Origin of the sequence: Pseudovibrio sp. Ad46 (genome assembly GCF_001623065.1) — a bacterium.
Classification (GTDB): Bacteria; Pseudomonadota; Alphaproteobacteria; order Rhizobiales; family Stappiaceae; genus Pseudovibrio.
In genome coordinates, this window is record NZ_LMCG01000083.1 from 14,668 (window position 1) to 27,529 (window position 12,862).

12 protein-coding genes are annotated in these 12,862 nt (G+C 52.9%); 9 read left to right on the forward strand and 3 right to left on the reverse strand.

What is annotated here, in order from left to right; genetic code table 11:
- Window positions 1–2 precede the first annotated feature (2 nt).
- The 5 genes from phnL to phnN are packed head-to-tail and all read left to right on the forward strand — an operon-like array spanning window position 3 to window position 3,947.
- Window positions 3–713 carry a phosphonate C-P lyase system protein PhnL gene (gene phnL / locus PsAD46_RS26450; RefSeq protein ID WP_063308249.1) on the forward strand — a complete coding sequence of 237 codons (711 nt, stop codon included), beginning with the start codon at window positions 3–5 and terminating at the stop codon, window positions 711–713.
- A 42-nt stretch (window positions 714–755) separates the two neighbouring features.
- Window positions 756–1,379, forward strand: a complete 624-nt coding sequence (locus PsAD46_RS26455) for a DapH/DapD/GlmU-related protein (RefSeq protein WP_063308250.1) — start codon at window positions 756–758, stop codon at window positions 1,377–1,379.
- Window positions 1,380–1,437: 58 nt separating this feature from the next.
- Window positions 1,438–2,136 carry a DUF1045 domain-containing protein gene (locus PsAD46_RS26460; protein ID WP_063308251.1) on the forward strand — a complete coding sequence of 233 codons (699 nt, stop codon included), beginning with the start codon at window positions 1,438–1,440 and terminating at the stop codon, window positions 2,134–2,136.
- A gap of 41 nt (window positions 2,137–2,177) precedes the next feature.
- Complete coding sequence (locus PsAD46_RS26465) at window positions 2,178–3,326, forward strand: alpha-D-ribose 1-methylphosphonate 5-triphosphate diphosphatase (protein ID WP_063291762.1); 1,149 nt, start codon at window positions 2,178–2,180, stop codon at window positions 3,324–3,326.
- A 27-nt stretch (window positions 3,327–3,353) separates the two neighbouring features.
- Window positions 3,354–3,947 (forward strand): phosphonate metabolism protein/1,5-bisphosphokinase (PRPP-forming) PhnN, encoded by a 594-nt coding sequence (phnN, locus tag PsAD46_RS26470; protein ID WP_063308252.1) that lies wholly within the window; start codon window positions 3,354–3,356, stop codon window positions 3,945–3,947.
- Here phnN and PsAD46_RS26475 read toward each other — a convergent pair.
- Window positions 3,937–4,629: a TetR family transcriptional regulator gene (locus PsAD46_RS26475; protein WP_208982059.1), complete on the reverse strand. Its 693-nt coding sequence runs from the start codon at window positions 4,627–4,629 to the stop codon at window positions 3,937–3,939. The genes phnN and PsAD46_RS26475 overlap by 11 nt on opposite strands.
- 100 nt (window positions 4,630–4,729) lie before the next feature.
- Here PsAD46_RS26475 and PsAD46_RS26480 point away from each other — a divergent pair, with 100 nt between their 5' ends.
- Together PsAD46_RS26480 and PsAD46_RS26485 are read left to right on the forward strand one after the other, a co-directional pair.
- Window positions 4,730–5,194 carry a (2Fe-2S)-binding protein gene (locus PsAD46_RS26480; protein WP_082827038.1) on the forward strand — a complete coding sequence of 155 codons (465 nt, stop codon included), beginning with the start codon at window positions 4,730–4,732 and terminating at the stop codon, window positions 5,192–5,194.
- Between the two features lie 2 nt (window positions 5,195–5,196).
- Window positions 5,197–7,479, forward strand: a complete 2,283-nt coding sequence (locus PsAD46_RS26485) for a molybdopterin cofactor-binding domain-containing protein (RefSeq protein WP_063291765.1) — start codon at window positions 5,197–5,199, stop codon at window positions 7,477–7,479.
- A 109-nt stretch (window positions 7,480–7,588) separates the two neighbouring features.
- Here PsAD46_RS26485 and PsAD46_RS26490 read toward each other — a convergent pair whose 3' ends face one another.
- Window positions 7,589–10,573, reverse strand: a complete 2,985-nt coding sequence (locus PsAD46_RS26490) for an AsmA family protein (RefSeq protein ID WP_063291766.1) — start codon at window positions 10,571–10,573, stop codon at window positions 7,589–7,591.
- A gap of 366 nt (window positions 10,574–10,939) precedes the next feature.
- Between PsAD46_RS26490 and PsAD46_RS26495 the strand changes: the two genes are divergently transcribed.
- Together PsAD46_RS26495 and PsAD46_RS26500 are read left to right on the forward strand one after the other, a co-directional pair.
- Window positions 10,940–11,419 carry a TerB family tellurite resistance protein gene (locus tag PsAD46_RS26495; protein WP_063290330.1) on the forward strand — a complete coding sequence of 160 codons (480 nt, stop codon included), beginning with the start codon at window positions 10,940–10,942 and terminating at the stop codon, window positions 11,417–11,419.
- A 15-nt stretch (window positions 11,420–11,434) separates the two neighbouring features.
- Window positions 11,435–12,184 carry a glutamine amidotransferase gene (locus tag PsAD46_RS26500; protein WP_063291767.1) on the forward strand — a complete coding sequence of 250 codons (750 nt, stop codon included), beginning with the start codon at window positions 11,435–11,437 and terminating at the stop codon, window positions 12,182–12,184.
- 50 nt (window positions 12,185–12,234) lie between these two features.
- On the opposite strand, the gene PsAD46_RS26505 is transcribed toward PsAD46_RS26500, so the two are convergent.
- Window positions 12,235–12,840, reverse strand: coding sequence for a GPR1/FUN34/YaaH family transporter (locus PsAD46_RS26505; RefSeq protein ID WP_063290331.1), 606 nt, complete (start codon window positions 12,838–12,840; stop codon window positions 12,235–12,237).
- Between the last annotated feature and the right edge of the window lie 22 nt (window positions 12,841–12,862).

Genomic DNA, 12,862 nt, shown 5'->3' on the forward strand with positions numbered 1-12,862 from the left:
CAATGACAAACACTCCTAAAACCAAGGTGCTTGTTTCTGACCTTGCCAAGTCCTTCAAGATGCACTTGCGAGATGGCTTGGAAATCCCGGTCGTCTCCGGTGTAAACTTCTCCGTTTCAGCGGGAGAATGTGTGGTTCTTGGCGGTCCGTCAGGTTCGGGTAAAAGTTCAATCCTGAAAATGATCTACGCCAACTACCGTTGTCAGAAAGGCCAGATCCTGATCACGGATGGTGATGAGATTGTCAACGTAGCCGACGCAACTCCGCGCCGCATTATCCGCCTGCGCGAAACCACAATCGGTTACGTCTCACAGTTCCTCCGCGCCATCCCACGCGTCCCTGCTCTCACGCTGGTTGCTGACCCCCTCATGGCTCAAGGCATTGCAGAAGACGAAGCTTTTGAGCGTGCTGGCAACTTGCTCTCACGCCTCAATGTGCCAGAGCGTCTCTGGCAGTTGCCACCAGCAACCTTCTCGGGTGGTGAACAGCAACGCGTTAACATCGCAAGAGGCTTCATCGCACATTACCCGATCCTTCTTCTCGACGAGCCAACAGCCTCACTCGATGCAGCAAACCGAGCCGTTGTTGTGGAGCTGGTGGAAGAGAAGAAAACGCAAGGTGTAGCAATGGTAGGCATTCTTCACGATCATGACGTTCGTGATGCCATTGCAGACCGGATCATCGATGTAACTTCATTCGCATCGGCTGCCTAAAGCATATCCGTAACCGATATGTAGAAAAGGGAAACTCACTTCATGATAAAGCCCCCCAAAATTGTGGAGACGGTCATCGAGTCAACCGTCACCCATCGAGAGGCTGCGGTTGGCAAGCAATGCGAAGTGCTTGGCCCAACCTATCTGGAATATTGTGAGATCGGCGACTACTCCTACATTGGCCCGAACTCAACGGTTGCGGACACCACAATCGGTAAGTTCACGGCCATTGCATCCAATGTTCGTCTCGGTCCTCCCAATCATCCCCTGGAGCGGGTTTCCCAACATCGCTTTACCTACACCCCCGAATACTACCGCGAAGATAAGGAACGGGATCACCAGTTCTTTGCTGACCGCAGAGCTGCGCGTGTCACTATCGGCAATGATGTTTGGATCGGACACGGCGTAACCGTGCTACCCGGTGTAACGATTGGCGATGGTGCAATCCTCGCAGCAGGCGCTGTGGTGGCAAAAAACGTGGAGCCCTACACCATCGTAGGCGGCGTCCCGGCAAAGCCGATCAAGAGACGCTTCTCCAAGGAAGCTGCTGATAGACTGATCCAACTCAAATGGTGGGACTGGCCAGAGGACATAATCTTCGAGCGTCTCCCTCTGTTTCAATCGATGACTGTGGAAAGGTTTCTGGAACACTTCGAACCAGCCTGAGGTGTCATAGGACTGACACCGTTTGCCCGGTACTTCGAAGCCCAAGGATATTCTGGATATGCGTTACTCAATCTATTTCACACACCCACAGTCAGCCACGCTCACGGAGTTGGGAAGCCAATGGCTCGGGCGCTCAGCCTTTTCCAATGAAAGCCTCGCACACCCGCACCTGAACGAGTTTGAGCCCGGGCACCTGCACTCAATCACCGAAGACGCACGTCGCTATGGCTTCCACGCCACCATGAAACCACCATTTCATCTGGCGGAAGGTAAATCGCAGGAAGATGCAAAAGCAGCTTTCAGCACGTTCGCCAAGCAAACATCTGCCTTCACCATCGAAGGACTTGCGCCAACCTTCCTCGGCAAGTTTCTCGCCCTGACACCGACGCAGCCGTCAGAACAGCTCAACGGACTGGCAGCGCAATGCATCAAACAGCTCGACCATCTTCGCGCACCTTTGAGCGAACAAGACATCGAACGACGCCGCAAAGCGAACCTGACACCACAGCAGGATGCCTACATGCTGGAGTGGGGCTACCCCTACATTTTCAAGCATTTCCATTTTCATATGACCCTGTCAAAACGACTTGAAGACGAGAGCGAGCGCAAAGCTCTCAAAGCTGCCGCAGAAGACCACTTCAAGCCTGTCATTCATCAACCAATCTCCATTTCGCACCTCACCCTCTGCGTTGAACCAGAGGCTGGGGCGCCATTTCAAGTCATTGAAATAAGACCATTGGAAGGACAAGTAGCATGAGCGATGTATTAGTCGGCGAAGCGCCACATCAGACATCAACAATGGTCGAGCCACACACACCAATGACCTTCACCAACGCAAAACTGATCCTCCCCGATCAGACGCTGGAAGGCACACTGGCGGTCGAAAATGGCATGATCAGCGACTTAAGCGACGGCAACACATCCAACGCGCTGGACTGTGAAGGCGACTACCTCATCCCCGGTCTTGTCGAGCTGCATACCGATCATCTCGAAAACCACTACAAGCCACGCCCCGGCGTCACATGGAACGCAGTCTCTGCCGTTCAGGCCCACGATGCACAGATCGCCTGCTCCGGCATCACTACCGTGTTCGATGCCCTGCGCGTTGGCATGGAAGACGATGCTGACCTGACGGCCCAAGACATGCGTGCCATGGCCGATGCAATCGAGATCGGTCAACAAGAAGGCCGCCTGCGTGCTGATCACTACATCCACCTGCGCTGTGAGGTTTCCGCCGACAACTGTGTTGAAGGCTTTGAGCTGTTCAATGACGATCCGCGCGTTCGTCTTGCATCCTTGATGGACCACACACCGGGGCAACGCCAGTTCACCTCTCTGGATCAGTTCGAGCTTTACTACAAAACCAAGAAGGGTTTTTCTGACGAACAGATGCAAGAGTTCATGTTGCAAATGCAGGCCCGTGCAAATCGCAACTCCGATAAGAACCGTCTTGCCATTGCAGACCGCGCCAAAGCTGCAGGCATGATGTTGGCCAGCCATGACGACGCAACCCTCGCCCATGTTGAGGAAGCAAACAAGTTTGGCATCAATGTTGCTGAATTCCCAACCACCATGGAAGCTGCAAAGGCTTCACACGAAGCTGGCATGGCTGTGCTGGTGGGTGCTCCGAACGTGGTACGCGGCAAGTCCCACTCAGGCAACATTTCTGCACGCGAGTTGGCAGAAGCTGGTTATCTGGACGTTCTGTCTTCTGATTACGTCCCAGTCTCACTTCTGCAAGCCGCTTTCTTGCTGGCCCAGCAAATCGAGCGCATCTCCGTTCCTGAAGCCGTACAGAAGGTAACAAAGATCCCGGCAGAGGCTGTCGGCCTTGCTGACCGTGGTGCACTGGAAGTTGGCCGCCGCGCAGACCTTGTACAGGTGCGTATGGTTGGCGACGTCCCAATCGTCCGTGGTGTCTGGCGCGAAGGATATCGCGTCGCTTAGCACGGCGGATGAGAGGGGGGAACTATCGTGACAGTTTTGGATACAGCTCAGGAGCAAGCAAAAAAGCTTGGTCCCGGCGCACTGATCATGGTCGTAGGGCCAAGCGGCGCAGGCAAAGACACGCTGATTCACGGCTATAAAGAACTGTGCGAAGGCGACGAGAACATCATGTTTGCCCGTCGCCTGATCACCCGTCCGGCAGATGCCGGTTCAGAACCGCACGAAGCAGTCTGCCACAAGCAAATGTCAGAGCTTATCGATCAGGGCCGCGTGGCATTGTCGTGGCCAGCCCATGGGCTGACCTATGCCCTGCCAGTATGCATGGATCATCACATCACTAAGGGTGGGATTGCTGTCGCAAATGGCTCTCGAAAAGCCTTGGCAGACGCTGTCGGCAAGTATGAGAAACTGCTGGTCGTACATATTACGGCACCAATCCACGTGCTCGCACAACGCCTCTCCATGAGAGGCCGCGAAACCGCAGAGGATATCGAGCAACGGTTAAGGCGCGCAGACCTGTCCCTGCCGAAACTACCGCATCTGGTGGAGATACAAAACACAAACGACCCTCAGGTCGGCATCAAGCAGCTGCAACAAGCAATCGCGACATTTATGCGCTGAGCTTTTTCATCGCCTCCAGGCCAAGCAGATGCGCAGTGATCATGCCAAACAATGCCGGAGCAAATTCGTACTTGAGTGGAGCAAATTCTGGCTCCTCGTAGAGTGTCACCAGAACTGGTGGTGGATTGGTCACAGGCCACAGTCCGGCAACAAACACATGAATGCTGAAGAAGACACTCATCGCCTCTTCCGCATCAAGCCACGGCAACCCTTTTTGCAACGCACTCGTTGCTCGGGCAGCTTCCACCAGCAAGGCGCGCTTGAAATCACGTACACAATCAATGGAGATATTCTTCTCCATTGTCGGAGCAATTTCACTCATCAGCTCACATAGCACCTGACGCGACGCGAACATTTCAGCAAGAAGCTTCGCCATATCAGCGGGAGCCATCTCACCGGGGATTTCCTGCTCCAGATCCTCAATCAGCTTGACAAAATCACGTAGCAGCAACTCAACCAGAATGGCTTCCCGCGTTTCAAAATACCGATAAATGTTGGATTTCACGATACCTGCACGGCTGGCAATTGCCTGCAAGGTCAGTCCATCTACGCCGTCCTGCTCAAGCACGCAGGTCGCGGCACGTATAAGATCATTATGGCGCTGTGCCTTCGCTTCGGCAGATCTGGCGCGCTGAAAACTCTGGTTGGTCATAGTTTGGTGATAGGTCTCATTCCAATCCATGTCAATTAAACTTGGCAAGGTCCATTGACAAACATCTGTCAGATCATAAGTTAAGAGAACAAAAGTCTCCTAACTATAAATTTACGGGATCGCCAGACAAATGTACCCGAAAATACCTCTGACCGTGAATGGTCAAAAACAAGAGATAGAAGCCGACCCGGAAATGCCACTTCTGTGGGCGCTTCGGGACATTATGGATATCAAAGGCCCCAAATTCGGATGCGGTATTGCAGCCTGCGGCGCATGCACCGTTTTGATTGATGGGGAGGCCGTGCGTTCCTGCTCACAGCCGGTTGGAGAAGTCGAAGGTGAGATCACCACCATCGAAGGCATCTCCCAAGGCGATGAACTGCATGCCGTTCAGCAAGCGTGGATGAAACACTCCGTTCCTCAATGCGGTTACTGCCAGTCCGGCCAGATCATGGCTGCAGTCGCTCTGCTGGAAGAAAATCCGGACCCGACCGATGAAGACATCAGCGATGCCATGACCAATCTGTGTCGCTGTGGCACCTACCCAAAAATCAAAGCCGCGATCAAAGACGCAGCACAAACGCTGGGAGCTTGAAGATGAGCCGATTGGGAAAATACACCCGCCGCGCCTTTCTCGGCCTTGGCGTTGCAGCTGCCGGCGGTCTTGCCGTGGGCTTCTATTTTTACCAGAAGCCCTATGCAAACCCATTGGATGCTAAGAAGGCTGAAGGTGAAACACCGTTCAATCCCTATGTGATGATTGATCAAGACAACACCATCACCATCATCACTCCACGTGCTGAGATGGGTCAGGGCGTCCACACAACACTGGCAGCTCTGGTCGCCGAAGAGCTGGAAGTTCCACTTGAGCAGGTGGTTGTGGAACATGGTCCATCCAGCCCGGCTTACTTCAATGCTGCAATGCTGGAGGAATCCACCCCCTTCCCGTTTTATGATGAAAGTGTCTTGGCAGAACTTGCTCGCGGCTCGATGAAAATCGTCGCCAAGTTCCTCGGTCTGAACATGACCGGTGGCTCCTCTTCCACCACCGACGCCTTTGTGAAGATGCGCGAAGCCGGATATGCTGCAAAGTTCGTCCTTCTAAAAGCAGCAGCAGAACACTTCGGCACCTCAGAAGATAATCTCACACTTGCAGATGGTACCATCACAGATACAGCCTCTGGCAAGTCTGTCACTTATGGAGAGCTGGCAAGCAAAGCCGCTGCGGTCTCACCTCCAAGCGAGATGAAGCTTAAGAAAGCCAGTGACTGGAAGATCCTCGGCAAATCGCAAAAACGTGTTGAGCTGAAAGACAAAGTCACCGGAGGCCGCATTTTCGGCATCGACGTACAACTGCCAAACATGCTTTACGGCACCGTAAGAATGGCCCCGCGCAAAGGTGTCAGCCTCAAGAGCTACGACAAGACCGCAACACTCGCCATTCCTGGCGTCAAAGATGTCGTCGAAATCAGAACAATCACGGGTGAAGGCCTGGGCGTTGTTGCTGACAACACCTGGGCAGCGTTCAAAGGTGCTGAAGCCTTAGAGATCGAGTGGGACGATCCACTCTCCCTTCAAAACTCCGATCAGATGTGGTCCGCCCTTGAAGACGCACTGACGCAAGAAGCCACATTCGAGTTGGGTGGCACGGGGTCTGATGCAGAGGTCTTTACATCTATTCCGGAAAGTGAAGCCGTATCAGCGCAATACCGTGTCCCATTCCTGGCCCACGCCACCATGGAGCCAATGAACGCGACAGCCCAGCACGACGAAAACACGATCCGTGTCTGGACTGGAACACAGGCCCCCGGCCTCATTCAGTCTGTTGTCTCCAGTCACTTCGACATGGACAGCGCCGACATTGACGTTACCACTACCCGTCTCGGTGGAGGCTTTGGACGTCGTCTGGAAGTCGACTTTGCGCTCTATGCTGCCGTCATCGCTAAAGCAACTGCACCAAATCCAGTAAAAGTGACTTGGACGCGCGAAGAAGACACGCAGCACGACACCTACCGTCCAATGGCGATTGGCCAGTTCAAAGGTCAGGTGACACCGGATGGCAGGTTAAAGACCATGGACATGCAGGTGGCTTCCCCATCCATCATCCAGAGCGTAATGCCACGGATCTTCCCGGGTATCAGCCCCGCAGGTCCAGACAACACTGTACTCGATGGTGCCTTCAATCAGCCGCTGGATGTTGAAAACATCCGCTGTCAGGCTCACGTGGCAGATCTTCAGGTGCCTATTGGTTTCTGGCGCTCAGTCGGTAATTCAGTCAACGGTTTCTTCCATGAGAGCTTTATGGATGAGGCCGCACACAAAGCTGGTAAAGATCCACTTGAGTTCCGCTTAGCTCATCTAACCAGCGATGAATTCCGGCCAGCACGGGAAGCCCTGAAGCGCGTCGCAGAAATGTCCGGCTGGGGTACCCCGTTACCCGCTGGCAAAGGCCGCGGCATCGCCCACGTTCTCTCCTTCGGTACGTGGACCGCACAAGTGGTTCAGGTTGATGTCACCGACAACACTGTCACCATTGAGGAAGTCTGGGCCGTTGCCGATCCGGGCATCGTTCTTGATCCGGGTATATTCAAGGATCAAATCATGTCCGGTATCAACTTCGGGCTCAGTCAGGCGCTGGGACAGGAAATCACATGGGTTGATGGCGAGATCGAACAAGCAAACTTCGACACGTTCGATGCCATGCGCATGTATCAAGCTCCCAAGATCACCATTGAGTTGCTGGAGAATTCTCCACGAATGGGTGGTGCAGGCGAACCTGGTACACCACCATCAACGCCAGCATTGGCAAATGCGATCTTCGCAGCAACGGGCAAACGTATCAGACAGATGCCACTCAGCAACGAGATCGACTTTATCTAGAGAGCGTTCCGTTTGATTGCATTCAATCAAACGACAAGAATTCGCTCAAAGCAAAAAAAGCCCGGAGCATTCACCGCTCCGGGCTTTTCATTTCTGTATGGAGGCTTGATCAATCGGAGAGGAAGCCAGCTGGCATTCCAAACGCTTCTTCCAAAGAGCTCAGTGTCGCATCCGGATCCGCTGTACCATCGGCAACCGCTTCCACATTCACATTCCCCGGCCCACGCGGCACCACATCACGGCGCTTCAAGTCCCGTTTCGGAGCTGCGATCACCCGTGATTTCTTCGGTGTTGTAGCTGCAACCGCAGGCGTTGACGCCTCTCCCGGCTTGGCTACAGGCATAACAACCTTAGAGGTATCAGTGTTCGCAACGGCTCCTTCGGCAAGAGGAGGCAGATCACCATCCCCAACCGAGGCTGTAGTCACATCATTATCTTCCACTGATGGCTGAGCAAGCACGGCTGGTTCAGCTGCCACATCCTTAGCAGCTTCAGGTGACGCAACAGCCGCATCTCTTGCAGCAGCAGCCCGCAAACGCTGCGCCTCTGCAACTGTCTTTGCAGTATCAAGATCCTTCGCCAGCTTTTCAGAAAGCTTTTGTGTCTGCTTCACATCACCAAAAGACGCGCTTGCATACTCCTGAACATCGACGGGCTCAAAGCTCGGAAGGTTGATCGATCCACGGATCTTCAGCGGTGTCATATCCGCAGTCTGCGTCGTTGCAGCTCCCTCATCATCCAGCTTGGACTGATCGAGCAGGCTTGGCTGCAAATACCACAAGACCTCACCATCTTTGATGTTGATCGCACCGCGTCCTTCAACCAATGCAGTCTTGCTTTGCAACGTCAGTGCCTGAAATTCTGCAGTACCCTGATCAAAGATCACATCAGCACCCCAGCTGGAAAATTCAGTCTGATCATTGTCCGTAAACGGCCAACCTGTAATGCCTTTGCCTCCGACAGAAGCAACCAGCCGGTCCACATCCAATTCATGCAATATGCCGTTGCCAAGCTGAAAGCTGAGCGCTCCACCCATATTGACCCAGAGGTCACTCGGTGTCTTACCGGAGGTGTTCACATCCATTTCAGCATACAGATTACCATCAACCCGCGGCATATCACTGAGCGATGCAAGGAATGGAGCCGCATCAATACCTTTTAGCGAGAACTCAGCAGAGATACCCGGTTTAACCGTTGCGCCGTTCAGAAGAAGCTTGCCAGCGCCCTCACCTTGATAAAGGCCAACACGGGCAACATCCAAAGCCAGTCGACCATCAGACAGCGCTGCTTTCAGCTCTGCATTCCGTCCACGAAGCGCACCGAGCTTCAGGTCCTGAATGGAAAGCGCCAGGTCCAGATCAAAGCTGCGCAGGACGGAGAAGTCATAAGCGCCCTCGCCCTTGGCATTCTTCTCATCACTGCGAGAGAACATCTTATCGAAAGACGCATGCGCAACTTCCAATTCACCACTGAGCTTTGGAACTTCACCTGTATCCAGACGGCCAGTTCCTTTGAGGCTTGTGTCATCCAGAACAAACCGCGCATTCTCAAAGGCGACACCGCTATCATCAGCTTCAAACTGACCAGAAAGCTCCAGCTTCTGACCGCGTAGATAGCGAGGGAGCGGTCGACCATACCAACGGGCAAAATTGTTGAAGTCATCTGTCTGGAAAGCAAAGATCCCATCAAAGCCATCACGCAATGAGTACGGACCCGTCAAACTCCCGGAAAACATCTCACTGGAGAACGCGAGATCAATATTCGCATCAGAACGCAGACCACCCTGCAAAACAATCGGCTCACCATGCCAGCGCGCGGTGCCTTGCAGCTGTAGTGGCTGAGACAGGCCTGAGAAGACAAAAGTCAGATCCATGTCATCAAGAGCTTCGTCGCGCCCTTCAACCGCCAGCATATTTGGCAGGTGAATGTCAGCGACACGCCCCTTCCGCAGGATCGCACCACCATCAACTTCCAGCGCAGCAACCAACTCATCGTAGGATTGGCCAACGCCGTAGAAAGACGCATCCACATTGGCAAAGCCGGATGCAGGGGCGTCTAGCCCTACCAGGCGAAGCAGTTGCTCAAAATTCAAGGACTGCCCGCTGACCTGCCCCTTTAATTCATAGCCATCTTCAAGGTAGTTCAGCGCAATGTTGCCGCCAAAGCCAACAGAGCCAGCGGTAATGGAAAGGTCTTTTGTGCGAACCCCACGTTGACGGAACTGCAGCTCACTTGTCAGTGCACCACTGCCAACCCCTTCTGGAAAGGCCGCATCATGTTGCGCAGCAACGGCAGCAAGGCTCGGCAACTCAACAGAAACTTGCAATGTGCCAACAGGCCGTGCACCAAAGGCAAGCTGGCCATTAAAACGAACTTTCTCTTGAGCAGGTCCAGTTACATGAGCCTCAACAGACGTCGCGCGAGCCTCGCTCAGCGCGGTAACTGATCCAACACGCCCACCAACAACATAACGCTCGTCACTCTGATTAAACGCACCTTCTGCTGTCAGGCCATCACCGTCATGCTCAAAATTAAGCACGAGATCGATCTCAGAAAGAACTATCGGTGCTTCTTGCTCAGGTTCACTGTAAGAAACGACACCTTTTTGAATGCTGACGGTGTCCAAGTCCAACTGCTGCATAAAGGAAGCAACGCGGCCTGCAATATTTGCAGCAACCAGAGAGGCTTCCCCTTCTTCACCCTCAGAAAGCTGCGGCTGCCAGGACGCGCCGCCTTTCTGATCAAATTCAAGCGTCCACTTTGGCTCAACAAGCTCAATGTTGCGGATGATGTTGCCACCAGTCAGCAAACGCAGAGAGTTCAGCTCGAACCGGGCTTTCTCAACCCGCGCAAACTCAATCCCGTCAGCTCGCGCAACACCTGCAACGCCAACATTATCAACTTCAATCGCCAGTGTCGGAAACAGATCCACACTCGTACGCCCATCAAGACGCAGCTTCCATCCGGTTGCTGTCTCAAAGGACTCTGCAATTTGGGCCTTCAGCTGTTTCTGCGGAACGAGAAGTGGCGCAAGCACCAGACCACAAACCACAAGAGCGGCAAGAGCTCCAAAAATAAGAAGAGAGCGTTTCATTTAGTCTTAGTATCCTAGTGGACGGTTTCGTGAGGCCCGAAAAAGGACTCTCATGTAAGCAGCTTGTACTCAACAAATACAGGGCAAAAAGCCCGTAGAAAACGTCTAAATTATGATTGGTTAAAGCCTTTCAAGACCCAGAACAAAAGCACAACCTATCCTGAACCACTGCGTTCTATCATATTTGCTCCCAATTGTCGCAGTATCACGTGGCTTCAAATTGGCGTATTTCTGTCCTTTTCCTTGGCTTTTGTAATTGTTTTTGCGTATCAATAGTATTCCATTCGGATCTGAAACATCTTTAAGCACAACAGAAAAGCACTATTTTAAAGTGCAAGAAAACCAATAGTTGCACGGAGCACATGAATGCTGGACGCCCTGAAAAAGTTCTTCAAAGACCTGTCAAACGAGCAGGAAGAAGCAGGCCGCTTTTCCGAAGACGATGAACGGCTGGCGGTCGCAGCGCTCATGTTCCATATCATCGCTGTAGATGGCGAGATTGAGCAGCAGGAGCTGGACCAGTTAAAACGCGTCTTACAGCAACAGTATGAGCTGAATGAGGAAGACACAAAAGAGCTGATGGACCTCGCCAAAGTACGTGATGAGGATGCAGTTGATCTTTATGGCTTCACATCAGTCCTCAAGCGCAAGCTGGAGCCGGAGCAACGCCTGACAGTCATCGAGGCACTCTGGGAAATGGTCTACGCAGATGGGTCCGTCCATGAATTTGAAGACAACACAATTTGGCGCGTTGCCGAGCTATTAGGCGTGTCCTCCAGAGACCGCATGAAGCTTAAGCAAAAAGTAGCCAAACGACAGAGTGGCAATAGCCCTTCTTCGACCTGAAGGTTTTGATTTACAATGTTAGAGCGGAATAATCAGCACCCTGCCAAAGTTCTGGTGGTGCTGCATCAGGAAACATCAAACCCCGGTCGCGTCGGGCAGCAATTGGTCAAGCGCGGGTTCGAGTTGGATATTCGCCGCCCTCGTTTTGGCGACCAACTGCCAGACACACTTGCTGACCACGCGGGCTCTGTCATTTTTGGCGGTCCAATGAGCGCCAATGACACCGATGACTTCGTGAAGCAAGAGATCGACTGGATCAGCGTTCCGCTCAAAGAAAACAAACCCTTCCTGGGCATCTGCCTTGGTGCACAAATGCTTTCTAAAAACCTTGGTGGCCAAGTCACAGGCCATGATGATGGATTGGTTGAGATCGGCTATTATCCGCTGGAAGCAACTCAGTCTGGCACTGACCTAATGGAATGGCCACAGCAGGTTTATCAATGGCACCGGGAAGGTTTCTCTCTTCCCATGGGTGCAGAGCTCCTGGCTTCAAGCCCGACCTACAAAAATCAAGCTATCCGCGTAGGCGATAATGCATTCGGCATCCAGTTTCACCCGGAACTCACATACGCCATGATGAGCCGCTGGACCACTCGCGCTGCAAGTCGTCTGGTGTTGCCCGGAGCCAAAAAGCGCGGCGAGCACTTCCGCGAGCGCTTTGTGTACGACCCAGCAGTTCTACATTGGCTGGAAAACTTCATGGACAACTGGATCGGCTACGCATCCGAACCCGCCAGTCACTGGTCATCTCACTCAGCTAAATAGCAAAAAGGCCCGGTCATTGCCGGGCCTTTTCATATAGGTTTGCACTTTAGTTATTCAGCTGCAACAGCCTCTGCACCAGACATCTTTTCTCCCGGCTGCAGGATTGGAGAACCAACTGGCAAAACATCACGACCACAAACATCCTTATAGATAATGTGCGCCATCACATACCATGCGCAGAAAGAACACAGGATCAGCACGTAACCGGCAATCACATTAAAGACCGCTGGACCGAAATGCCCCAGAACCAGCAGGATGAAACCGAGCAGCAGGCTGCCGAAGATGGAAGCTTCTGCAGTGTGAATGTGCAGCGCGCCGTAGAACATAATGCCGGTATAGATGGTGAATGGCAGCAAGAAGAAGCCGATGTCAGAATGGGAAGATGTATAAAAGCCCAGTTTGTTGCCAACAAGAATGCCTGCAAACGCCAGCCAGAATGCACCATAAATGGTGAAAGCGCTGTAACCGAAGTTATTGCCAGTCTTTCCTGTCTGGAAACCAGCGACCAACTGCGCAAGACCACCAACAAAAACGCCAAGCCAGAGCACTGGGCCCATGTTTTCCAGAAGACCAATGTTCACCATTTGCAGAACAAAAGTCGTCATACCAAATCCAGCAAGGCCGATAACTGCTGGGTTTCCTGTTTTAGTTTGCACGGTTGCACCCTCAATAAAAAAC